Source organism: Pseudomonas entomophila (assembly GCF_029478665.1).
GTDB classification, from domain to species: domain Bacteria; phylum Pseudomonadota; class Gammaproteobacteria; order Pseudomonadales; family Pseudomonadaceae; genus Aquipseudomonas; species Aquipseudomonas entomophila_F.
On sequence record NZ_JARPQB010000002.1, the window covers coordinates 26,915 to 48,564 of the forward strand.

Genomic DNA, 21,650 nt, shown 5'->3' on the forward strand with positions numbered 1-21,650 from the left:
TCTGAATACTCCAGTCTTCATCCGTTGCGGGATGGGAATGCACGGTAGGTAAGGGGCGCTTTCATTGCAGGGCGATGGCGCAGAGGCTGTCGGCCAACTTCGCGTAGGCCTGGTCGAAGAACGCCACCTCATCATCGAAGCCATGGCTGCGAGGGGCATCGGCGAACACTTCGAAGACCAGCAGGATGCAGTCGTAGCGAACACCGCCCTCCAGGTGCCAGGCCGGCAGGTAGGCCGTGATCGCAAAGCCCAGGCTGACCAGGCCGGCGAGCAGCTCCAGCTTGTCGGCGAGGATATGCACACTGAAGTACTGCACCTGGGGATGGCGCTGGAGGAGGGCAGTGAGTGCCTGCAATGTTGCTGGTTGCGTCGGGTTGTCGCCGACATGGCCGGACACCATCAGTGCGTTGGCGTCCGGGTCATGGTTGAAGCGCAACGGGCCGTGGGCTTCGGTACCGGGTGGGCCGCTCAGGCAGGTGGCCGGATAGGTGCCCAGCGCTGGGGTGAGCCGCAATGCGTCATACAACCTGGCGATGATCGGGCCGGCTACGGCGGTATGCGCATACCCAGGCGCGACATGCACGAAGCCTTCCTGCGCCGGGGGGAGCAGGGCAGTCAGGTGGTACTCCCTGATCCCGTCAACCTTGTCCGGCCCGCCGTCGTGCCCCACCAGCACGCCCGGCCTGATTTTCTTCATCAAGGCATGGCTGGCAATGTTGCGCGTGACATAGAAACCCAGCTCCATGGGCTGTGCCTGATGGCGCTCCAGGCCGAGCCTGACCAAGTTTGAAATGGCACCGGTTCGGCGCGCGGCCGGGTGGACCACGCCATGGGACATTTCCCAGGACTGGTTCCATGGCCGGCGGGCGACACAACAGCAACCGACGACAAAGCTGTCGAGTTCAGCGACAAACCACTGTTGTTGCCCGGAGTCCATTGAACTGCGGATATAGGTCGGGCTTTGGCAGGGGTGGGTGGTTTGCCCATAGACGCTTTGGAACAACTGGGCGAGCCGAGGAATATCGTTGATATGGCCTGGGCGATAATCAAAGGCGTCAGTACGTGTCTCGATATCCACGGGCGTGGACACGGACTTATGCAGCACGGTCGAGGTCATGGCACACCTGAATTTATTTATTGGCGGCAGGCAAACGCTGTGATTACCCAGGGCAATTCACAGGCACGAGCAAGGGAAGTCAAAGCTGTCGAGACGCCTCAGGTAGCGAGGGCTGCAGCCAAGTGACGGCCAATAAATCCGAGGTACGCCGAGTGTTGCAGATATGCATCATCCATGAGCAAAAACATCATGTCGTTCCTGACAGTAGTGTGACTATTGAAGTGGGCAACTGGACTCCTTCCAGTTGCCGAGGAGGGAATATAGAGCGTTGAGGCACACTGTCAAATATATTCGCTGGCTACAACTCGAACACGTGTCGATGCGGTGCGCTGGATATCTGACTGAGTTATTTATTGCGATGTCCAATATCGGTTGTCTATAAGGGCAGGGTGCCCGCAGGCACCGATCCCCTCATACGCGAAAGCGCGAAACGCTGGCTTGCATGCCCTGCGCGATGTCACCCAGGCGCCGCGCGGTCGAAGCCAGTTGCCGAGTGGTTTCAGTGCTCTCCCTGGACATCCGCGCGATCCGCTCGACCTGGTGGGCGACTTCCTGGCTGGCCAGGGTCTGTTCGCCAATGGTGTGCGAGATTTCCTCCACCACCGAGGCGGCCTGGCGCGCGCCTTCACGAATCTGCTGGATGGAGGCACCCGCCTGGGTGGCCAGCTCCACGCCGGCACGCACCCGGGTGACGCCGGTCTGCATGCTTTGCACCGCGTTGCCCGTGCTTTGGCGAATACGCTCGATCATGTCGGCGATCTCACGTGTCGACTGTGCCGTGCGCGCGGCCAGGCCGCGCACTTCGTCGGCGACCACGGCAAAGCCGCGGCCGGCGTCGCCCGCACGTGCCGCCTCGATGGCCGCGTTGAGCGCCAACAGGTTGGTCTGCTCGGCGATGGTGTTGATCACCTGGACGATGGAATAGATTTCCTCGGAGCTTTGCCCCAGCACCGTGATGGTCTCGGAAGAGCGGTGCACCGCTTCATCGATGCCCTGCATGCCGCCCACGACATTCAGGATGACTTCACCGCCATCGCTGGCCAGGCGCTCCGACTGGCCGGAGATCGACTGCGCATCGCGAGCATGCTCGGCGATCTGCGACAGGTTGGCGATCATCTGCTCGGTGGCCGAGGCCATGCTCACCGCGCTTTCCGACTGTTGGCTGGTGCGCTCGACCAGGCCGCTCGAAGCCTGGCCCAGCTCTTCGGCGACGTCGTGCAGTTGCTGGTTTTCTTCGTGGATCGCCTTGATCATGGCACTCAGGCTGTCGCGCATGTCGGCCAGGGAGCGCAACAGGTGGCCGGTTTCATCGCGATCGTGCACCCGTATCTCGGTGCTGAGGTCGCCCTGGGCGATCCGTTCGGCAACGGCCACGGTCTGGCGCAGGGGGCGCAACACCGAGCGCAGCAACAAGAATGTGCACAGCGCCAGGACCAGCGTCGCCAGGACCATGCCGCCTATCAGCACGGCAATGCCCTGATGCAGGGTCGCCTTGCTTTGCGCACGGCTCTTGTCAGCGTTGCTCGCAATCAGGTCGCTCAACGTGCTGTTGCGTTCCTCCAGCTCCTTGAACGCCGCCATGAAGGCGGGCAACTGAGCCTGCGCCTGTTCGGGGGACTTCAGGGCCAACTGGATGATCGACGTGGCGCTGGCGATGTAGTTGTCGAGCAGTGGGCCAAGTTCGCTGATGGCATCGTGCAGATCCGCGTCCAGCGGCAGCTTGAGGTTGCTCTGGATCACGCTCTTGAACCATTTCGCATGCTCGTCGAGGTCGGCCAGCACCTGGTTGGCGGTATCGACGTCGCCAGGCTTGACCAGCAACGCGGCCAGCACGTCGGCGCGCAGGGCATCGTGCATCATGTCGCCCTCCATGTGGTTGCGCAGGGCGGACATGCTGTCTTCGTTACGCGTCAGCGCCTGGTTCTGGTCATGTTCGGCGAGCAGGCCGCTGCCGCCGAGCAACAGGGCAGCGAGGATGCTGACCAGACCGAAACCGATGGTTTTCTGCCGAATATCCATATCGAACGGCTCCATGAGGTAGGTTTGGTGAGCATAGTTTGTCGGAGCCGTTTCGCTCTTGGGCCAGCCCTATCAAGATGCAAGGCTGGTGCGTCGCAGCGCCAGGGCCGGACCCAACGGCCAAAGCAGCCCTTTACTCGGATGTAGAGGACACGTCTGCGAGATATCCCAAGTACTCCTGCGAGAAGTCCAGGTACGCCCGCACAATGGCTGACGGGTGACGATGGGAAGGGTAGAGCAAGTTGATGTGTTGTTCGGGCAGTGGATGCTCGGGAAGCAGCGCAAGCAACTTCCCTTCGCGGATGGCGGCCGCCGCCAGAAAGGGGGGGAGCTCCGTGACCACACTGCCGGCCAATGCCCGGCTGCGCAGGTGCGCATAATCGTTGGTGGACAGCATCGCCTCGGGTGTGAATGACTCACCGCCCAACTGCCATGTTGCAATGGCGCCCTGGCTCCATACCGCGCAGGGATAACCGTGTAGTGCCTTGACGTCTGCGGGTGCACCCAGCCGCTCAATCAACGCCGGACTGGCCACGAGCACGTGACGATAGGCCAGCATTCGGCGGGCAACCATGTTCTCGTGCGCAATCATGCCTACGCGCAGCGCCACATCCACACCATCTTCGATGAGGTCGATGCGGCGCTCGGTGGTATGGACGCTGATCTGTACCTGTGGGTAGCGGAGCTGGAAAGCCGACAGCACGTCCCACCATGGCTCGAACGACGGTGGCAATGACAGGCGCAAGCGTCCTTTCAAATGCGCCTGGTCACTGAGCACGGCCTGCTCGCCATCCATCAACGCCTCGATGCCACGGCAGGCGTGTTCGTACAGTCGAGACCCTGAATCAGTAAGTTTGGTACCTCGTACAGAACGTTCGAGCAGTTGCACCTTCAACTGCTGTTCCAGCTCGCGAATACGTCGACTCAAGGTCGGTAGCGGTACGTCCAGGCGCTGCGCCGCGGCTGAAAGGCTACCGGTCTGCGCCACGCTGACAAACATTCGGACGGCGTTCAGGTCCATTGCAGTATTCCTCTCATTTTTGAGAGCAAGGTTATCTCCGGCGTGGATTATCTTCCATGCACGAGTAGCGGATAGTGAACTCACTTGCTTGAAAACAAGGTTTCAACCCACCTGTCATGCAACTGAGGAAACGACCATGAAAGCGTATGTCATTGAACAACCGGGCGGCCCGGAGGCCTTGCAACTGCGGGATATCCCGTCACCGGCGCCGACGTCGGGCGAAGTCCAGATCCGCGTCCGCGCATTTGGCCTCAACCGTGCGGAAACCTACCTGCGCGCTGGCAAGATGGGGGACATCAGCACACCACGCGTGCCTGGCATCGAGGCCGTTGGCGAAGTCATCCATGACCCCGCGGGGGTCCTGCGTGCCGGCCAGCGCGTGGCCACGGCCATGGGCGGCATGCAGTTCAGCCGCAATGGCAGCTATGCCGAGCAGGTGACGGTACTGCGCAACAATGTGGTTTCACTGGACGACAGCACGCTCTCGTGGGAAGAGCTGGCCACGCTGCCGGAGGCGTATCTCACTGTCTGGGGGGCGCTTGACAAGAGTTTGGCCATCCAGCAAGGCCAGACCCTGCTGGTACGGGGCGGCACCTCATCGGTCGGCCTGGCCGCAATCACCTATGCCAAAGCCCGCGGGCTGACCGTAATTGCGACTACCCGCTCCGCTGCGAACAGCCAGCGCCTTTACGAGATGGGGGCTGACGAGGTGGTCATCGACAACGGTGACATTGTTCAGCGTGTTCGTGGAATCGCGCCTGAAGGCGTGGATGGCGCACTGGAAATCATCGGTGCCACAACCCTGCGTGACACGCTCAAGACGTTGCGGCCGTTCGGCATGGTGAGCGTCATAGGCCTGCTCGGTGGCCCACCGGTAGTGGAGCAATTCCACCTGATGCAAGACCTGCCGGGTGGCGCGCGGCTGAACTTCTTCCCGAGCGGTTTGCTGGGGACATCGGCCTTGCCGCTGCAGGACACGCCGTTGCAGTGGCTGGCAAAAGAGCGCGCCGCCGGCAGGATTCCTTCGATCCGTACCCAGACCTTCGCCTTTGACGACGTTCCTCATGCGCACCGTTTGATGGAAAGTGATCGTGCACTGGGCAAGCTCGTCGTGTTGCTCTGAAACAAGGAGTACTGCCATGCGTACCGCATTGATTGCACTGGTTGTCAGTGCTTTTGTCCTGCCCATGACGGCACAAGCCGACAACGCAGTCTCAGAAGAAGGGGTGAAGGATGCAATCACCCGGCAACTCAACCACTACCAAGCCGCGCTGAACACATCCGATCTCGACCGTGTGATGAGCTTGTATGCAGGCGACGCAGTGTTCATGCCGCAGCACAGCCCGCCGGCCGTAGGCCGTGATGCGGTGCGAAGGGCGTATCGCCGGGTCTTCGACACGATCCGGCTCGACGTACGATTTACCGTCGACGAAATCAAACCACTGTCACGCGACTGGGCGTTTGCGCGAACGCGTTCCAATGGAACACTGAAGCGGCTGTCCGGCGATCAGCAAGCCCACGCCGAAGGGAACCAGGAAATTTTCCTGCTGCATCGAGAAGGCGATGGCCAATGGCGCTTTGCTCGCTACATCTTCTCGACTACCAATCCACCCGATATGCCGTGAGGTCAGGCATGAATGCGGTGGTTCAGATGGGGCAGGGGATCAGGGTTGAGGCGAAAGGGCCACTTACTCAACAAAAACCTCGGTGTCTGCCAGCGTCTTGATTGTGATGTTTGGGCCAGGGCCAGAGCAATAGCTCAACTAAATAGTCATTTAGTTGAGCTATTACTCTGGCTTATCAAAAGCAAAGAAGGGCGAGAGGACGCTTTTGCTGGCATCTATCGACTACCATGGCAAACCATCAAAGGAATGAGACACCGCCATGCGTGGATTCACCGTATTACCGTTGTTGTTTTTCTCCTTGTGTGCCTGGGGCGACTGCACGCAGCACCTGCAAACCTGGGCCAAGGCCCTGCATCCCACACTGGAGCTCGGCAGCGAATATGCAGTCTGCAAGGTCAATCCTGCAGACAACAGCCAGGTCGTGGCAGCCTTGCCCATGATGGAGGGTGTCGATGAAGACGGACATGGCGATTATGGACTGGAAGTTCTGGTGGCTGATGCCGTCAGCGGCAAGATCCTTGCGCATAGTTACCAACACGCCGCGATCATCTCCGATGCGATGCGCTTTTCTGGCCTGGTGCTGGACACCGCGCGCTATCAGGTCGCGCCCGGGCTACGAGCATTTGGCGTACGCATCAGCCATTCAGGTTCGTCACGGGTCAATCCGTATGGCAGTGAAACCTTGAGTCTTTATGTGAACGACGGTTCGCAGCTGCGCTTGATCATGGGGCACTTGGTTGTAAGTGAGAGCCAGGGCGAATGGGATGGTTTTTGCGCCGGTGATTTCAGAGAGACAAAGCGCACGCTGGCCATTGGAAAACCTGGTAGAGAGGGATTTACCCGATTGCGGGTTACCGAGGTTTCGACCGGGAGTCAGAGCATGCTCAGAGGCGAAGATGACTGTGAAGAAATCAAGGGCGACTCGAGGACGACAGTGTTCAGCCTGGATTACGACGGCAGCCGGTATGACGTGCCCAAGGGATTGACGTACCAGTGAGCGATATTGGAGATGGGACTTTGCTGGAGGCTGAAATCTGGCCTCCACTGGGGCGTGCCGCTCAATACGAAGATGCGCATAATGTATATTATGTTAAATTGCGTATTATGGGAGGTGACCTCTTGAGTCGATCACCTGTGGTTTGCGTCTGCCAGATCACGCTCGAGCTGCCGGCGCCATCTCGACAACTGCGCAACGTCCCTTCGTGCGTACCTTCTGCACCAGTCGAGCTCTGTTGACGAACACATCGATCTGACAACTGCCTGAGTGCTGCACGTCTTCCCAGTATTCCGTATGCACAATCTGCCCGTTCTGCGGCCCTGTGTAAGTGCCCGCGGCTTCACGCGTGACATAGCTGCTGTCGCGCATATACCTGAGCACCACCAGATATTCTTCCGGCACCACCATGATCTGCCTGGGCACCCCGAAGAAATCGATGAGCTCGCCCACCGGACGATCTTTCCAGGCACTGCTGGCTTCCAACGATGAGCAGCCACTGAGCAGTGTGGCCAACAAGCCCAATGCGAACAGTCGGCTCATAAGGTCTTCTCCTTCAAGGCCGCTTTACTTGGCAGACATCTGTGCGAACCCTTCGTCGATCTTCTGCATGATCACCGCCTTGGCGGCCTCGCGGTTCAATATCTCGAACAGCTGCGGCCCTGCCTTGGCTATTTGCGATGCAGGCATTACCCCCAGGCGCTCCATTTTCCGGGCCTGTCGGTCAGTCGGTTTGCACAGGAAGTCGCGGCTTTGCGCCAACCAGGTGTCAGGTTTGTTCTGCCATTGATTGGAATACTTCGCGTTTCGCAACTCATTGAAAACGCTTCGAAAATCCTGTGCGCTTGTGATACGCACGCGGTTCTTCGCGCAATCGATTTCGACATCGTAGGCAGTGAATGTGGGCTTGCCGGGCTCTTCGTAGAGCTGGTAGACGCCTAATGATTTTGCGCCACCTGGGCGATTGAAGATGTTATTGGGATCGCCGTCCGCGACAAACACCTGGTTCTTGCCCAAGCTACCTTGGTAGTGGACATCTAGTACATCCGTCCTATACACAGTTGATAACGCACTTTGAGGGCGGCGCGGTCGGTATGGGGGCCGACTTGGCGGCGTTTCGATACGAAACCTCGTTTGTCAGCAATGCTGAGAGCCAAAACCCATAATAAATCACATAATTATCATATAGTTATATAATCGAATTTTTCGGAATTGCAGATTTCAACGCAGGCTCATATGCTGGCTAGGTGCCGCGCCCCTCACCGAACTGGCAGCCTAAGGCGAAAGGACCGCAACCATGATTACGAAAATAAAAAAATTAAAGAATTTTGGCATCTTCAGGGACTACAGCGGCGACAATATTCAGGCATTCGGGAAATTCAATTTAATCTATGGGTGGAATGGTAGCGGCAAATCTACGCTATCAAAGTTATTTGAATCACTAGAGAAGCGTAGAAGCTTACAAGCCACCGCTGACGCGAATTGCGAATTTTCAGTCATATTGGATGATGAAGCCGTCATCACTGAAAAAACGATAGCTCAATCAAGCACTGCATTACGCACCTTTAACGCCGGGTTTATCAAAGAAAATATCGACTGGGACAATTCGGTAAAAAGCATTCTGCTGGTCGCAAAAGAGAAGATCGACGATCGAAAAGTGCTTGAAACACTCAAAAACCAGCAAGAATTAGATCTAAAGTCCGTTGAAAGGTCGAATAATGACGCGTCAAAGGCCACAGCCGAACTACAGAAATTCTTGACTGACAGTGCAAAAAGAACCAAAACCAGCCTTCAGATAATAGGCACGGAAGATAATCACTATATCAATTATAACCGCACAAAGCTAGAAAGCTTTATTGTATCTAATGCTGAAGCGGTCCGTGCCCCCTCCTCTATCCTCCAAGATGATGAATTGCTGGCCTTGGTGGTGGCGGCTAAGCCTGTATCAAAACCACAAATTCCAAGTATTGTTAGCAGTCTTGATGCAGCAAAGCTAAAAGATGCACAGTCTCGCCTACAAGCCCTCCTCAAGCACACCGCAACCAGCATTGTGTTATCCAGGCTTAAAGAGAACTCCGACATACAAACGTGGGTTCAGACCGGGTTGGCCATCCATGACAACCACAAATCTGAAAATTGTGAATTTTGCGGCGCCGTACTTACCCTGTCTCGACTTGACGAGATAAACGCGCATTTCAGCGACGAGTATCGTCAGTTCCAAAGTCGCCTCGTCAGCGCTGAGCAGTGGCTGAAGCAGCAGGTCCTCGACGTAGGAGACCTGAGCCAAGGTGACCAGTTGTACGAAGAAATGCAGGCTGAATATGCCAATGCCAAGGATCTAATTGTGACTCACGTTGCGACCATCAACGGGGGGATAGCGCACTGGCAGAAGCTTCTTCAAGAGAAAATTGCCGACCAGTTTAGGACTGACTTCATTGTGCCTGCTATCGATCCCGCGGCATGTGCTGGTTTCGACGCTGCGTTAGAACAGATGAATAAGTTGACTGTCCGCCACAACAAAAAGACAGAGGACTTTACGAAAGAGACCGGAGCCATCAAGCGAAAGATCGAGCTTCATTATGCCGCGATAGAGGTTAAGGCCTTCGGCTACTTTGCCAAAATCCAAAAGCGTGACGCTTTGTCTAGGCAGGCATCCGAAATCCAGTCAAAAACGAATGCCAGGCAGCGAGAAATCGTAGCGCTTGAGGCTTCTCTCTCAAATGAAGTGTTGGGCGCTGAGGAATTCAACAAGCACCTCCACATTTTTTTGGGTCGGTCTGACCTATGTCTTCGCTTCAACCCGCAGATGCTTGGATATGAAATTAATCGGGGAACCGAGCAGCGCCATGTCAAGGATCTGAGTGAGGGAGAAAAAACTGCGATAGCATTCGTTTACTTCATCACCAAGCTTTCGGAAGGCGACAATGACATCGCAAAGCTGATCATTGTAGTAGATGACCCGATTTCCAGCTTTGACTCAAACCACCTATTTCACGCCTACTCCTACTTACGTCATCACTGCACACCAACGCTTCAGCTATTCGTCCTTACGCACAATTTTAATTTTTTCAAACTGGTCAGAGACTGGCTAGAAGGAAATAATACAAACCGAAAGAACAGGAGGCCGCCTCGCCCAGCCAACAGCTTCTTCTACACAGTAGAAGCCAGCACCAGCAACCCGAGGAAGTCAACTCTGAAAGACGCCCCAAAGAGCCTTCATGCTTACAGTTCTGAGTACCACTATATATTCGACCGCCTTTACAACTATAAGGAGCGAGCACAAATTGATCGGGATGAGGCGTTCCTCACGGCCAATCTAGCTCGCAAAATCCTTGAGGCTTTCTTCAGCTTTAAGTATCCGCTGCACAAAGGAGACATGGCGAACCTGTTCCAGCAGGGTCTTAATGGATGCACTTTAACCACGCCCCAAACTAAGGAAAAAATTTATCGATTCATCAACAAATACTCCCACAATGCGTTGATTGAAATCGGAGAGGATTCACCCGAAAACCTTGTTGGCGAAAGCCATAATGTCATCGCAGACATCTTCACATGGATGAAAGAGGTTGACAGCACGCACTATGAGCAGATGGTTTCCGCGTTAGGTTTCGACGCTACGGCTTTAGCCGAACCTGTTGTGCCTCCGGCAGAGGCTATGCCGAGTGTCTTGGGCAACGCAGCAGGTGCAACTTGAGCAGCTGCATTACCGAAAAACTGACCACTGCGATCATGTGCCAGCCTCCTGGGCGCGCCCGACCAACAAGCGCAGCGCCAGCCAGTGCGCGCCCAGCCGGCACATCCTCCAGTGTCTTCTGCAGTCGACTGACAAATTGCTCTGCTGAATAGGCTGCCGTTATCCTTCATGGCTATGTGCCGCGCAACGTACTGGTAACCAGCATGAGGGTGTGGAAGCCGGCTAGCTGGCGATGGGCCGCAAAGCGGCCCCGGGCCGAACAGGCTGTCACCAGCCAGAGCGACCACTGCATTCCTACTAAACCCTCCGACCCACCATCAACCCATGATTCACATCCTGGGCCAGCGCCTTGGCCATGCCACTGAGGTAATGCACCGCCGTCAGCAGCGTAGCCAGATGATCCGTCTCCACCATCGCCAGATCGCTGATCTTGTGTACCGCGCACATCAGCACGGTTGCCTGTTCGACCGCATGTTCCATCGAATGACCCGCTACAACACGGAACAGCGGGTCTTGACCGCCCTCCTCTCCGGCCTCGCCAAAATGCCCAACGCCGGTGGTGGCGAGCTTCCTGATGCGCGGGGTTTGCAATTCCTTATCCATACCATTCCTCCTGCGGCCCCGCGAACGGCGCGGGGCCTGATCGGTGAACTTCAAGTGCGAGCCCAGGCTCACCAGGTCAATGCCGGGATTGCACGCGACTCAGCGCCACCTCCACGAGGGTGCGGGCGCTGTCAATTTCGTGCATGGCGGCGAGGGTCAGGACCTGGCCTGGGGGTTTGGCGTGCAGCAGGACAGTCTGCTGACTGACGGTCAGGGCGCAGACGAGGTATTCGGAGATCTGGACCAGAAGGTCTTCGAGGGTGTGGGTGGTGTATTTGTCGTGTTGGGGTGGATCGGGGACGATCTTTAACATGATAAAGCTCCGATATCTGACTGGAGCTACCACATCTCTGCTGTCAAACAAATGGGTGGCAGCGGTACGTGGGTTGACAGACCGAGGATATCGGAACTCGGCGCACCGAAGTGCCCCACGCACAGCCGCCATAGAGCGTTGCGCATGATCCGTATATCAGGGGACGGTCTGTCAAAACCGTGTCGTCGATTTTGCGGCGACTTGGCGAGACTAGATGGCTGATGGGGCTGCTGCAATGACTGGAAGGCGGTGGGAGTATGTTTCGGAAATGGACTACAGAGAAGAGGGAAAGTCCGATTCAGAGGACATATAAGGCATCATAGGGCTGGTTGCGCCCCAGGATGCCCCCAAGCTGCACCACGGGTCAATTTTCTGCCTCGGGCGCCCGAAATGCTCTGCTGTAATAACCGGACGAGTCGAAACAGCAAACCTGCTTCTTGCCAGTCGCAAGCATATCGCAGGCATCCCCTATTCGCTTTTCACGTGTCTTGAGTTGCTTCGCTGAAGTAATCCAGTGGATCCAGTCCACCCGCGCAAGGGTCGTCGTATTGTTCCAAACCTTTCGAGCCTCAGGCGTGGTTGCCAACGCTTCCTCGAAATCCGCTGGGATGCCAGGCTCGGGCTCCTTCTTCACCGGAATCAGTTCGAGGGTAACGATATCGCCAACAGCCACACCTGCCGCGTCGAGTAACTCGCTACTGACCTTCAGCCAATGGCTCAACTGACCATCGGGTTCAAGGGTTGCCCGGAAAGGATGCCCGTTGATCGTGCCTTCAACGGTCGTCCTTCCCCGCCTCGGCAGCCGTTCACTCGCGTCCCTTGGAAGTACCGCGAACGCCCACGACCTATCCTCCCCGGGCTTTGCCGGACGAAGAAGCTTGGCTTCGAATCGAGACCTCGCATCCTCTGTTGTCATGGCAGGTTCTCCAACCGTGCGCTTAGTTAACCATCACCTCGTCCAGCGCCTGCTCAAGGGTGCTGACCGTACGCTCGATATTGTGCAGCTTTTCCAGCCCGAACAGGCCGATCCGGAAGGTCTGGAAGTCAGCCGGCTCGTCGCATTGCAACGGCACGCCAGCGGCAATCTGCAGGCCGTGGCTGGCAAACTTCCTACCACTCTTGATATCGGCATCCTCGGTGTAGCTCACCACCACGCCAGGGGCCTGAAAGCCTGCGGCGGCCACGCTCTTGATACCTTTGCGGGTCATCATGGCGCGCACCCGATCACCCAGGGCCTGTTGTTCGTCGCAGACCTTGTCGAAACCGTAGGCTTGTGTCTCTTTCATCACGTCGTTGAACCGCGCGAGGGCATCGCTGGGCATGGTCGCATGGTAGGCGTGGCCCCCCTGCTCATAGGCCTGCATGATCTGAAGCCACTTCTTCAAGTCGCAGGCGAAACTGGTGCTTTGCGTCGATTCGATGCGCTCCAGGGCCAACGCGCTGAGCATCACCAGGGCGCAGCAAGGCGAGGCGCTCCAGCCTTTTTGCGGTGCGCTGATCAGCAGGTCGACCGCGCATTTGTGCATATCCACCCAAATCGCGCCGGAGGCGATGCAGTCCAGCACGAACAGGCCGCCCACCGCATGCACGGCGTCGCCCACGGCCCGCAGGTAGTCATCGGGTAGGATGATCCCTGATGACGTTTCAACGTGGGGGGCGAAGACGATCTGCGGCTTCTGCGACTCGATGGCGGCCAACACTTCGTCCAGAGGGGCTGGGGCGTAGGCAGCCTGGCGCCCCGTTTCAACCGGCCGGGCTTTCAGCACCGTGGTGGCCGCCGGGATGTTGCCCGCCTCAAGGATCTGGCTCCAGCGATAACTGAACCAGCCGTTGCGTATCACCAGGCATTGCTGGCCGGTGGCAAACTGCCGTGCTACCGCTTCCATGCCGAATGTGCCACTGCCCGGAACCACCGCAACCGCCTGGGCGTTGTAGACCTGCTTCAGGGTCGTTGAAATGTTCTTCATCACACCTTGAAACGACTGGGACATGTGGTTGAGCGAGCGGTCGGTGTAGACCACCGAGTACTCGACCAGCCCCTCGGGATCGATACCGGGATATATCTTTGACATGGTGTGGCTCCTTTGGCAGTGATATCCATGGCATCGACCCTGCCCTAAGCTATTGCAAATGACAAGATGACTCGGGCTTGAGTTGCCACCTCTGGCAGCCAAGCTGCAGTCCTGCCCCCTGCCCTCGCCGAAAAAAGACGCCAGATAGAAACACCAGGCGTCCTTTTCATTCAGTGCTGAGCTCGGCGAGGTTGCAATACTGCCCCTTGAAGTACAGCAATGGCTGTGTTGCAGCAGTTTCTTGCAGGTTTAGCGCTTTCACCTCGCCAATCACGATCAGATGGTCGCCTGCGGCGTGTTCGGCGTGAATCTCGCAATCGAGCCAGTGCAGGCTGCCGGCGATGATCGGGTTGCCCAGCGGCGACGCCTGCCAGTCGACGCCCTGCCACTTGTCCGTGCCGCGCCGGGCGAACTGGTTGGAAATCCCGACCTGCTCGCCTGACAGGATGTTGACCGCGAAACGGCCGGCCTGGCGAATCCCAGGATAGCTGGCCGAACTGCACATGACGCTGAACGACACCAGCGGCGGGTTCATCGACACGCTGTAGAACGACTGGCAGGTAAAGCCAAGCGGCTCACCATCACTGTGCGAGGTAATCACCGTGACGCCGGAGGCGTAGTGCCCGAGCGCTTCGCGAAAGCGCAACGGCTCGATCGCCGTACTGGGGAGCGACATAGTAGGTCCTGAGTGTTAGGTGCAACCCGCCAACAATGGGAAAGGGCTGAGGCTGCACGGCCCTGCCCTCTCACACTGCGCTCGGTTTTACTTCAAGAGTTCCCGGCGCACGATTTCTGCACCTGCACTCAACGCACTGAGCTTGCCGCGTGCCACTGCGCGCGGCAACGGTGCCATGCCGCAGTTGGTGCACGGGTAGAGCTTGTCGGCCTCCACGAATTGAAGGGCCTTGCGCAGGGTATTGGCCACCTCCTCCGGGGTTTCGATGGCATGGTTGGCCACGTCGATGGCACCGACCATCACTTTCTTGCCGCGGATCAGTTCGATCAGCTCCATGGGGACGTGGGAGTTGTGACACTCCAGCGAAACGATGTCGATCTTGGATTTCTGCAGTTTGGGGAACGCTTCCTCATACTGGCGCCACTCCGAACCCAGGGTCTTTTTCCAGTCAGTATTGGCCTTGATGCCATAGCCGTAGCAGATGTGCACCGCCGTTTCGCACTTGAGGCCTTCGATGGCCCGCTCCAAGGTGGCCACTCCCCAGTCGTTCACCTCGTCGAAGAACACGTTGAAGGCCGGCTCGTCGAACTGGATGATGTCGACACCGGCAGCCTCAAGCTCCCTGGCTTCCTCGTTGAGAATCCTGGCGAATTCCCAGGCCAGCTTTTCGCGGCTCTTGTAGTGGCTGTCGTACAGGGTATCGATCATGGTCATGGGGCCTGGCAGCGCCCATTTGATCGGTTGCGTGGTCTGCTGACGCAGGAACTTGGCATCCTCGACAAATACAGGTTTCTGGCGAGCTACCGCACCCACGACCGTCGGCACGCTGGCATCGTAGCGGTCGCGAATCCGCACGGTTTCGCGCTTTTCAAAATCCACGCCACTCAGGTGTTCGATGAAGGTCGTCACAAAATGCTGACGGGTCTGCTCACCGTCACTGACGATATCGATACCGGCGACTTGTTGTTCGTGCAACGACAGGCGCAACGCATCCTGCTTGCCCTCGAGCAACGCCTCATCTTGCAGTTTCCAGGGCGACCAGAGGGTCTCCGGCTGTGCCAGCCAGGACGGTTTGGGCAGGCTGCCGGCAGTCGAAGTAGGGAGTAGTTTTTTCATAACGCAAGGCCTTGTGTATTCGATCAATCAAACTGCGTAATTAGCCGACCACTGTTCAAGCACAGTCTGGTAGGGTTTGATGAACTGTTCTTCTGCATACTTTCCTTGTTCGAACGCCAGCCGGCTGCGTTCTTCTCGATCGTAGACAATTCGCGTCAACGAGTAGTCCTGGTGCTTCAGGCTTGGCTGATAGGACTTGCCGGCTGCGGAGTTCGCATTGTAGATCTCGGGCCGGTAAATCTTCTGGAAGGTGTCCATCGTGCTGATGGTGCTGATCAGCTCAAGGTTGGTGTAATCGCCCAGCAAGTCGCCAGCAAAGTAGAAGGCCAATGGCGCGACACTGTTCGATGGCATGAAATAGCGCACCTTCAGGCCCATCTTGGCGAAGTACTCATCGGTCAGCGAGTATTCATCCTGCTGGTATTCATAACCCAGGACCGGGTGCTGGTTTTCAGTGCGATGGTAGGTTTTGCTGCTCGAAACACTCAGGCAGATGACTGGCGGCTTGCTGAAGTGCGCCTTGAAAGCGCGCGAGTTCACGAAGCACTTGAACAATTTCCCATGCAGGTCGCCAAATGCTTCCGGCGTGCTGAAGCCCGACTGCCCTTTGTTGTGCTCCAGCAGCAGCACGCTGAAGTCATAGTCCCGCACGTACGAGGAGAAATTGTTCCCGACAATGCCTTCGATGCGCTCATTGGTCTGGCGATCGACAATGTTGGTTTTCAGGATTTCAATCAACGGCAGGCTATTGCCCGCCTGCTCACCCGCAATATTCATTTCGACGGAAATGATGTCGAGTTCCACGGAATAACGGTCACCCTTGGGGTTGTCCCAATGCGCCAGGGCGTTGAAGCGATTGTCGATCATCGCCAGCGTGTTACGCAGGTTCTGCTGACGGCTCTCGCCCCTGGCCAGGTTGGCAAAGTTGGTGGTGATCCGCGTATTGTCTGCAGGGCTATAGTGCTCATCGAAGCAAATGCGCTTGATGGCGAACGTGAAATCTTTACTCATTGTGCTCTGACACCCTTATTGACTCGGCAAGCGCTGGATTCTCTTTTTCCAACCGCCGCCAACATGCCTGACTGAGTGCTACTCAGGCTGTAGCGGAAACTTTTGACCTGCTGAATGACTTCCGCTGGCTGCTCAACGGGCACAGGCTCAGGCGTTTTGTTGTTCATCGTCTTCATCGCCGTAGTACTTCACACCGATACGTATGATGTCCCTGCCCTGGGCCTTGCGGTGGTGGTTGGTATCTCGCAGCGAGTAGATGCAACCACAGTATTCCTGTTGATAGAAACGCTCACGCTTGCTGATCTCGACCATGCGCGCCGCGCCACCTGACTTGCGCCAGTTGTAATCCCAGTAACGGATACCCGGGTATTTGGCCGCCGATCGATGGCCGCAACCATTGATCTGCTGCAAGTCCTTCCAGCGTGAGATACCCAGCGAGCTGCTGATCACCGAAAAACCATGCTCATGGGCATGGAGGGCGGTCCGTTCGAAGCGCATGTCGAAGCACATCGTGCAACGTTCGCCACGCTCCGGCGCCTGCTCCATGCCTTTGGCACGGGCAAACCAGTTCTCGGTGTCATAGTCCGCATCGACGAAGGGCACGTTGTGTTGTTCGGCAAAGCGGATGTTCTCGTCCTTGCGCAGCAAGTACTCACGCTCGGGATGGATGTTGGGGTTGTAGAAGAAAATGGTGTAGTCGATGCCCGACGCCGTGATGGCCTCCATGACTTCGCCGGAGCACGGCGCGCAGCAGGAATGCAGCAGCAGTCGATCAGCGCCGTTGGGCAGGGTCAGTTGGGGTCGATCAATGATACTCACGGCTGTTCTCCGCTCGCGTGAAAGGACCCAATCGACGAAAAACCGAGGTGGTGTACCCGTGCCAAGTGTCTTGCCCTTAACGAAAAACTCAATGAGAGGGATTGTCAGGGCTCGGTCAGTCATGAGACAAACTCATTTTTTTTGCATACAACTGTAGTTTTCCTCATGATCGACCTGAGACACCTGCGCACGATCCACGCCCTGCGCGAAACGGACAGCGTGCATGAAGCCGCCGAACGCCTGCACCTGACGCAGTCGGCGCTGTCGCATCAGCTCCGGGAGCTGGAGGAGCGCATCGGCATGCAACTGTTCGTGCGCAAGTCCAAGCCCGTGCGCTTCACCAGCGCTGGGTTCAAGCTCCTGCAGTTGGCCGAACAGGTGCTACCACTGATTCGCACGACCGAGCGCGACCTGGGTAAACTCGCCAGTGGCAACGCAGGGCGTCTGCACATTGCGATCGAGTGCCACAGCTGTTACCAGTGGCTGATGCCCTCGGTGGATGAGTTCCGCAGCGCCTGGCCGGAGGTCGAACTGGACCTGGCGTCGGGGTTCGCCTTCGCCCCCTTGCCGGCACTGGAACGGGGGGATCTCGATCTGGTGGTCACCTCCGACCCTGTAAGCTTGCCGGGGATTACCTACGTGCCACTTTTCGGATACGAGGCGATGCTGGCCGTCGATAACCACCATGCCCTGTGCGATGAGCCCTTCCTCGAGCCAGCCGACATCGCCAGCGAAACACTGATCACCTACCCTATCGAGCGAAACCGCCTGGATATCTTCACCAAGTTCCTTGATCTAGCCGACATCGAGCCGGCGCAGGTGCGCACTTCGGAACTGACGGTGATGATGATGCAACTCGTGGCCAGCGGCCGTGGCGTTTGCTGCCTGCCGAACTGGGCCCTGCATGAGTACAGCTCTCGCGGTTACGTGAAGGCCAAGCGGCTGGGGGAAAACGGGCTACAGGCCAAACTCTTCGCGGCAATACGCAGCGACATGCTGGAGGTGCCTTATGTCAGCGACTTCTTGCTGACCGCCAAGGACACCTCCTTCGCCACCCTGGAAGGCGTCAACACTGTTTCGGGTCTGGGAGTCTGAACCCGATGATTTCGCATTGGCCCCGTTGCTGAGCTGTTTGGCTTTGCCTTTCAAGGTGTTCGACGTTAGCGTTGCAGCCTCTATGAGATCGAGCGCCGCCCGCGCGGCGCTCGATCTCATAGAAGCTGCCCAGCGCTTGCGCCAGGTGAACGGCCTTCCGCAAACCGCGCAGATCTTGCCCTCGCCAACAACTCGGTAAACACCCTCACCTTGACCGGCCGAAAGCGCGCCGTCGGAAACACCACATGGATGTCCCCGCGCGGCAACACCCATTGCGGCAACACGTCGATCAACCGACCCGCTTCCAGATCAGGCGCAGCCACATAGTCAGGCAGGACGGACAACCCCGCCCCCTGAAGGGTCGCCTCACGCACCGCCAACGTCGCATCGAGCGAAACGCTGGATTTCATCTCCACCTCCACCCGCTCTGATTCACCTCTGGAAAACGCCCACCTGGTCGGCTCCCGCAGCGCCGTGTTCGCCACCAGCGGCAGACCAGCCAGGTCTTCGGGGCCCTGCAACGCATCCACCTGCGCTCGCCACTGTGGCCCGGCCACCAGCCGCTGCTCGAAATGGCCGATTCGACGCGCTTGCAGATGTTGCTCGGTGATCCACCCCACACGAATGGAAAGGTCCAGGTCGTGAGTGCCTAGGTCCAGTGTCTGATCGCTGAAATGCGCCTCGACCTTGCAGTGCGGATAGCGCTGGGAGAACGCGGTGATCGCCGGGACCACGACGCCGATGCCGTAGTCGAAGGGCGCGGTCAGGCGCAGTGTTCCCGTTGGCTCGGTGGCCGATTCCGACAGTTCCTCAAAGGCTTCTTCGGCCTCCTTGAGGATCGAGGCGCAGCGGTAGTAGAACGACTGCCCCGCCTCGGTGGTGCGGACGCGCCGTGTGCTGCGCACCAGCAGCGTGGTGCGGAACTCTTGCTCCAGGCGGGCAACCTGCTGGCTGACCACCGCCTTGGTGATACCGAGCCGCTCGGCGGCCGCGGTAAAAGAGCCGGTCTCTACGACGGCGGTAAAGTAGGCAAGCCGATTGAGGTTGGAAGTGCCCGTCATCGTGATCTCTGGTTGTATGTCGTGAACACACAATACGTGGGTTTTGTATGCAGTTAAACATCAATGCAGGGACACTGGGGCCCGCCGTACAGGCCATGTGCGCCAGATACTCAACCGCCATCATGTACTGCTGGTTTTCATGCGTTAAACGTTTGCCAAGCGGCTGTTGAAGCAGCTGGTCAGAAAGTCTGCAAGTCTTTGCATAAGGCAGGACCGCGCTCGAGTCACTACTAAACACAGACCTTCCTGTGTTTGATTCGAGGAAAGCGATCATGGCTAACAATCCAGGCAAGGGTGGCGATCAAGGCGGCAGTGCCAACGTAGACCAGACCGGTCAACAAGGGGGCCATGGATCGGCGGGTGGCATGCCCGATACACAAAAGGGCGGTCAAGCGTCCGGGCAGCGACCCGAAGACAAGATGAACAAGCAGTGGTCGCAGTCTCAAGACACCGGGCGTCAAGGCGGTCGGCCCGAAGAGCGTCCTGGCGACAAGGAAAAGCAATCTGACCCTGGACGCACGGGCGGACAACCGCTCGATGAAGACCAGGGCATGGATAAAGAACGCTGATATCAAGGGCTTGTCACCAGGGCGGCAGCGTTCGCCCTGGTGCCCGTGTCCCTACCGCCAATACGTGACTTCAGCGTTTGGACTGGCCGTGTGATGAGGTGACGCCATGAATGCCATCGACTTACTGACTCAAGACCACACGCGGGTGAAGAAGCTGCTGGAAGCGCTGCCGAGCACCACCGAGCGAGCGGTGAAAAAGCGTGCCGAATTACTGCGCAGGGTCGGGTTCATGCTGTGTATGGCACTGCTGGGCACCTTGGCCAGCGGGCAGGTGCTGGCCGAAGGCTGCGACGTGGTCACCCGCTCATCCAGCGAGGCAATCAAACCGGTGCAGCACCACACCTGCTACAGCTACGGCAACATGCCCGCCGAAGCGATCGCCTGGTCGTGCAGCAACGAAAGCAAGGAGATGCTCAACAGCCAGAAGCGCCGGGTCGAGCGTTGCGCCGACGGCGGCGTCGGCAGCTGCATCGCGCCGCTGACCCAGGAGACCCTGGCCAACCCCGATGCCGCAGGGCGTGACGAGCCCTCCACCCGCCCAGCCTTGCCCAAGGATGCGCGGATCATCACCTATTACTACGACACCCCCAGCCTGGGCCAGGCGCGCAGCGATTGCGAACGCAACAACGGTGTCTGGCAAACCCACTGACGCAGAGGTCATCCACCATGCCACGCGCAGACAAAGACAAGTACACCGACAAGCAGAAACGCAAGGCCGAGCACATCGAACAGAGCTACGAGGACAAGGGCGTATCCAAGGACGAGGCGCAAGCCCGCGCCTGGGCCACCGTCAACAAGCAGTCCGGTGGCGGTGAGCGCAAAGGCGGTTCCGGGCAGAAGAAAAGCCCGGCGGCGAAAGCCGAGGCGCGGCGGTCCTCGGCCCGGCGCGCAGTGGCGACGAAGCATGGCGTGCCCCGTTCCGGACAGCGGCTGGAGGACATGACCAAGGCTGAATTGATGGACCGCGCGCGCAAGCGGCACATCGCCGGGCGCTCGACCATGCGTAAAGCGGAATTGATCAAGGCGTTGAGCAGCAAGGGATGAAGTTGACAGCAAAAGAGGCATGACGGGCGAGTCACGGCTTGATCTCGACGATACGCCGGCTCTCCCGTCTCACATCCTCGAATACCTGGCCTCATGGCGAAATTGGATCACTCGCCGGGAACGTTTCATCCAGCGCATTATCGACAGCGCTCTCCTTCGGCTGGGTCAGCTCACCACACTTGCAGTCGGCCATGCGACAGGGTTCCCCGTCGCGATGGCCCTTGGCACAGGCTTCGCAGCAATAGGCCTTGCCGTCCTGGACCACGGCATTGGCATCCACGGTGCAGGAACAATGGTTGCAGGAACAGCGTTGCTCGTTCATCACGGTTCTCTCCCGTCGTCTTCAGCGGCCACGTCGTCGGCCCATGGCTCGCCGTCCAACGGCGCCGAGCGGGCCAGCTCGGCCTCGTCCAGGCCGATGCCGCCACCGATTTCATGGGCTTGCACCTGGCGCAGAGTCTGGTCGGCAGGCCCGCTGCCTGTACCAGGCTCATGTGGGTCGCGAGCGCCGGTTTCATCAAACAGCGTGTCAGGGCTCAGGTCATCGAGGGTCACATTGTCCTCGTGCAGGCTGTCGCTCAGGGCCTCGCCGCCGGTCATGCCGCTTTCGGCGACACGCCGGGGCGGGTAGTCCTGGGCGAGCTCGCGCGCTGGACGTTCGTCGCCGATACGGCCTTGGCGCTCATCGCGGCGCTCGCTGAAATCCAGCTCGTGGACGCTGCCCATGCGGTCCTCGGTGTCGTCGATCTCGACCTGCGGTCTTGGGTCATCGGGTCTAGGCATGAACGTTCTCCGTCAGTG

Annotated in this window: 23 protein-coding genes and 2 pseudogenes; 8 read left to right on the top strand and 17 right to left on the bottom strand. The window is 58.2% G+C overall.

The features are described 5' to 3' along the window. Positions 1-61 precede the first annotated feature (61 nt). The 4 genes and pseudogenes from P5705_RS01635 to P5705_RS01645 form a co-directional block, all read right to left on the bottom strand. Positions 62-1,117 (bottom strand): GNAT family N-acetyltransferase, encoded by a 1,056-nt coding sequence (locus P5705_RS01635; protein ID WP_277459233.1) that lies wholly within the window; start codon positions 1,115-1,117, stop codon positions 62-64. A 411-nt stretch (positions 1,118-1,528) separates the two neighbouring features. Continuing rightward, a complete protein-coding gene (locus tag P5705_RS26295) occupies positions 1,529-2,392 on the bottom strand; it encodes a methyl-accepting chemotaxis protein (protein ID WP_431196913.1) in 864 nt (287 codons plus the stop codon). After that, positions 2,387-3,151: pseudogene (locus P5705_RS26300) on the bottom strand (HAMP domain-containing protein); the annotation flags it as partial. The pseudogene P5705_RS26300 and the gene P5705_RS26295, both read right to left, overlap by 6 nt. A gap of 118 nt (positions 3,152-3,269) precedes the next feature. Further along, positions 3,270-4,157, bottom strand: coding sequence for a LysR family transcriptional regulator (locus P5705_RS01645; protein WP_277459235.1), 888 nt, complete (start codon positions 4,155-4,157; stop codon positions 3,270-3,272). A 136-nt stretch (positions 4,158-4,293) separates the two neighbouring features. Here P5705_RS01645 and P5705_RS01650 point away from each other — a divergent pair, with 136 nt between their 5' ends. The 3 genes from P5705_RS01650 to P5705_RS01660 all read left to right on the top strand — a co-directional run bounded on the left by P5705_RS01650 (position 4,294) and on the right by P5705_RS01660 (position 6,779). After that, positions 4,294-5,280 carry a zinc-binding dehydrogenase gene (locus P5705_RS01650; protein ID WP_277459237.1) on the top strand — a complete coding sequence of 329 codons (987 nt, stop codon included), beginning with the start codon at positions 4,294-4,296 and terminating at the stop codon, positions 5,278-5,280. Positions 5,281-5,296: 16 nt separating this feature from the next. Further along, the gene (locus P5705_RS01655; RefSeq protein ID WP_277459239.1) at positions 5,297-5,782 is read left to right on the top strand and encodes a YybH family protein; all 486 of its coding nucleotides are present in this window, start codon (positions 5,297-5,299) and stop codon (positions 5,780-5,782) included. Positions 5,783-6,041: 259 nt separating this feature from the next. Continuing rightward, complete coding sequence (locus P5705_RS01660) at positions 6,042-6,779, top strand: hypothetical protein (RefSeq protein ID WP_277459241.1); 738 nt, start codon at positions 6,042-6,044, stop codon at positions 6,777-6,779. Positions 6,780-6,935: 156 nt separating this feature from the next. Here P5705_RS01660 and P5705_RS01665 read toward each other — a convergent pair whose 3' ends face one another. Then, a complete protein-coding gene (locus tag P5705_RS01665; RefSeq protein WP_277459243.1) occupies positions 6,936-7,319 on the bottom strand; it encodes a hypothetical protein in 384 nt (127 codons plus the stop codon). A gap of 24 nt (positions 7,320-7,343) precedes the next feature. Continuing rightward, positions 7,344-7,793: a hypothetical protein gene (locus P5705_RS01670; protein WP_277459245.1), complete on the bottom strand. Its 450-nt coding sequence runs from the start codon at positions 7,791-7,793 to the stop codon at positions 7,344-7,346. A gap of 280 nt (positions 7,794-8,073) precedes the next feature. Here P5705_RS01670 and P5705_RS01675 point away from each other — a divergent pair, with 280 nt between their 5' ends. Continuing rightward, positions 8,074-10,470, top strand: a complete 2,397-nt coding sequence (locus P5705_RS01675) for an AAA family ATPase (RefSeq protein ID WP_277459246.1) — start codon at positions 8,074-8,076, stop codon at positions 10,468-10,470. 297 nt (positions 10,471-10,767) lie between these two features. Here the strand turns inward: P5705_RS01675 and P5705_RS01680 are convergent, their stop codons facing one another. The 8 genes from P5705_RS01680 to P5705_RS01715 form a co-directional block, all read right to left on the bottom strand. Then, a complete protein-coding gene (locus tag P5705_RS01680; RefSeq protein WP_277459247.1) occupies positions 10,768-11,073 on the bottom strand; it encodes a DUF3077 domain-containing protein in 306 nt (101 codons plus the stop codon). Between the two features lie 76 nt (positions 11,074-11,149). Further along, entirely contained in the window at positions 11,150-11,386 is a 237-nt protein-coding gene (locus P5705_RS01685; protein ID WP_069017822.1) for a hypothetical protein, read from the bottom strand. Between the two features lie 364 nt (positions 11,387-11,750). Next, positions 11,751-12,302: a YdeI/OmpD-associated family protein gene (locus P5705_RS01690; RefSeq protein WP_277459250.1), complete on the bottom strand. Its 552-nt coding sequence runs from the start codon at positions 12,300-12,302 to the stop codon at positions 11,751-11,753. A 22-nt stretch (positions 12,303-12,324) separates the two neighbouring features. Next, a complete protein-coding gene (locus P5705_RS01695) occupies positions 12,325-13,458 on the bottom strand; it encodes an aminotransferase class V-fold PLP-dependent enzyme (protein WP_277459251.1) in 1,134 nt (377 codons plus the stop codon). Positions 13,459-13,624: 166 nt separating this feature from the next. Continuing rightward, the gene (locus P5705_RS01700) at positions 13,625-14,134 is read right to left on the bottom strand and encodes a flavin reductase family protein (protein ID WP_277459252.1); all 510 of its coding nucleotides are present in this window, start codon (positions 14,132-14,134) and stop codon (positions 13,625-13,627) included. 87 nt (positions 14,135-14,221) lie between these two features. Continuing rightward, the gene (locus P5705_RS01705; RefSeq protein ID WP_277459254.1) at positions 14,222-15,250 is read right to left on the bottom strand and encodes a methionine synthase; all 1,029 of its coding nucleotides are present in this window, start codon (positions 15,248-15,250) and stop codon (positions 14,222-14,224) included. Between the two features lie 27 nt (positions 15,251-15,277). Continuing rightward, the gene (locus P5705_RS01710) at positions 15,278-16,261 is read right to left on the bottom strand and encodes a DUF1852 domain-containing protein (RefSeq protein ID WP_277459256.1); all 984 of its coding nucleotides are present in this window, start codon (positions 16,259-16,261) and stop codon (positions 15,278-15,280) included. Between the two features lie 147 nt (positions 16,262-16,408). Continuing rightward, on the bottom strand, positions 16,409-17,080 hold the full coding sequence (locus tag P5705_RS01715) for an epoxyqueuosine reductase QueH (protein ID WP_277459258.1): 672 nt from the start codon (positions 17,078-17,080) through the stop codon (positions 16,409-16,411). 165 nt (positions 17,081-17,245) lie between these two features. On the opposite strand from P5705_RS01715, the gene P5705_RS01720 reads away from it, so the two are divergent. Continuing rightward, positions 17,246-18,175, top strand: a complete 930-nt coding sequence (locus P5705_RS01720; RefSeq protein ID WP_277459259.1) for a LysR family transcriptional regulator — start codon at positions 17,246-17,248, stop codon at positions 18,173-18,175. A 188-nt stretch (positions 18,176-18,363) separates the two neighbouring features. Here P5705_RS01720 and P5705_RS01725 read toward each other — a convergent pair. Further along, positions 18,364-19,236: pseudogene (locus tag P5705_RS01725) on the bottom strand (LysR family transcriptional regulator); the annotation flags it as partial. Between the two features lie 272 nt (positions 19,237-19,508). On the opposite strand from P5705_RS01725, the gene P5705_RS01730 reads away from it, so the two are divergent. From P5705_RS01730 to P5705_RS01740, 3 genes are all read left to right on the top strand, one after another. Further along, entirely contained in the window at positions 19,509-19,805 is a 297-nt protein-coding gene (locus P5705_RS01730; protein WP_277459261.1) for a hypothetical protein, read from the top strand. Between the two features lie 229 nt (positions 19,806-20,034). Continuing rightward, a complete protein-coding gene (locus P5705_RS01735; RefSeq protein ID WP_431196914.1) occupies positions 20,035-20,454 on the top strand; it encodes a hypothetical protein in 420 nt (139 codons plus the stop codon). Positions 20,455-20,471: 17 nt separating this feature from the next. After that, positions 20,472-20,849 (top strand): Rho termination factor N-terminal domain-containing protein, encoded by a 378-nt coding sequence (locus tag P5705_RS01740; RefSeq protein ID WP_277459265.1) that lies wholly within the window; start codon positions 20,472-20,474, stop codon positions 20,847-20,849. Positions 20,850-20,940: 91 nt separating this feature from the next. Here P5705_RS01740 and P5705_RS01745 read toward each other — a convergent pair whose 3' ends face one another. Further along, a complete protein-coding gene (locus P5705_RS01745; protein WP_277459266.1) occupies positions 20,941-21,171 on the bottom strand; it encodes a metallothionein in 231 nt (76 codons plus the stop codon). Continuing rightward, positions 21,171-21,632, bottom strand: coding sequence for a phosphotransferase system, HPr-related protein (locus P5705_RS01750; protein ID WP_277459267.1), 462 nt, complete (start codon positions 21,630-21,632; stop codon positions 21,171-21,173). Before P5705_RS01750 ends, P5705_RS01745 begins: the two co-directional genes overlap by 1 nt. Positions 21,633-21,650: the final 18 nt, after the last annotated feature.

Bases quoted from the DNA above. Each gene is read 5' to 3' on its own strand.
- P5705_RS01635 (WP_277459233.1), bottom strand. From the start codon at position 1,117: ATGACCTCGACCGTGCTGCATAAGTCCGTGTCCACGCCCGTGGATATC.
- P5705_RS26295 (WP_431196913.1), bottom strand. From the start codon at position 2,392: ATGCGCGACAGCCTGAGTGCCATGATCAAGGCGATCCACGAAGAAAAC.
- P5705_RS01645 (WP_277459235.1), bottom strand. From the start codon at position 4,157: ATGGACCTGAACGCCGTCCGAATGTTTGTCAGCGTGGCGCAGACCGGT.
- P5705_RS01650 (WP_277459237.1), top strand. From the start codon at position 4,294: ATGAAAGCGTATGTCATTGAACAACCGGGCGGCCCGGAGGCCTTGCAA.
- P5705_RS01655 (WP_277459239.1), top strand. From the start codon at position 5,297: ATGCGTACCGCATTGATTGCACTGGTTGTCAGTGCTTTTGTCCTGCCC.
- P5705_RS01660 (WP_277459241.1), top strand. From the start codon at position 6,042: ATGCGTGGATTCACCGTATTACCGTTGTTGTTTTTCTCCTTGTGTGCC.
- P5705_RS01665 (WP_277459243.1), bottom strand. From the start codon at position 7,319: ATGAGCCGACTGTTCGCATTGGGCTTGTTGGCCACACTGCTCAGTGGC.
- P5705_RS01675 (WP_277459246.1), top strand. From the start codon at position 8,074: ATGATTACGAAAATAAAAAAATTAAAGAATTTTGGCATCTTCAGGGAC.
- P5705_RS01680 (WP_277459247.1), bottom strand. From the start codon at position 11,073: ATGGATAAGGAATTGCAAACCCCGCGCATCAGGAAGCTCGCCACCACC.
- P5705_RS01685 (WP_069017822.1), bottom strand. From the start codon at position 11,386: ATGTTAAAGATCGTCCCCGATCCACCCCAACACGACAAATACACCACC.
- P5705_RS01690 (WP_277459250.1), bottom strand. From the start codon at position 12,302: ATGACAACAGAGGATGCGAGGTCTCGATTCGAAGCCAAGCTTCTTCGT.
- P5705_RS01695 (WP_277459251.1), bottom strand. From the start codon at position 13,458: ATGTCAAAGATATATCCCGGTATCGATCCCGAGGGGCTGGTCGAGTAC.
- P5705_RS01700 (WP_277459252.1), bottom strand. From the start codon at position 14,134: ATGTCGCTCCCCAGTACGGCGATCGAGCCGTTGCGCTTTCGCGAAGCG.
- P5705_RS01705 (WP_277459254.1), bottom strand. From the start codon at position 15,250: ATGAAAAAACTACTCCCTACTTCGACTGCCGGCAGCCTGCCCAAACCG.
- P5705_RS01710 (WP_277459256.1), bottom strand. From the start codon at position 16,261: ATGAGTAAAGATTTCACGTTCGCCATCAAGCGCATTTGCTTCGATGAG.
- P5705_RS01720 (WP_277459259.1), top strand. From the start codon at position 17,246: ATGATCGACCTGAGACACCTGCGCACGATCCACGCCCTGCGCGAAACG.
- P5705_RS01730 (WP_277459261.1), top strand. From the start codon at position 19,509: ATGGCTAACAATCCAGGCAAGGGTGGCGATCAAGGCGGCAGTGCCAAC.
- P5705_RS01735 (WP_431196914.1), top strand. From the start codon at position 20,035: ATGCTGTGTATGGCACTGCTGGGCACCTTGGCCAGCGGGCAGGTGCTG.
- P5705_RS01740 (WP_277459265.1), top strand. From the start codon at position 20,472: ATGCCACGCGCAGACAAAGACAAGTACACCGACAAGCAGAAACGCAAG.
- P5705_RS01745 (WP_277459266.1), bottom strand. From the start codon at position 21,171: ATGAACGAGCAACGCTGTTCCTGCAACCATTGTTCCTGCACCGTGGAT.
- P5705_RS01750 (WP_277459267.1), bottom strand. From the start codon at position 21,632: ATGCCTAGACCCGATGACCCAAGACCGCAGGTCGAGATCGACGACACC.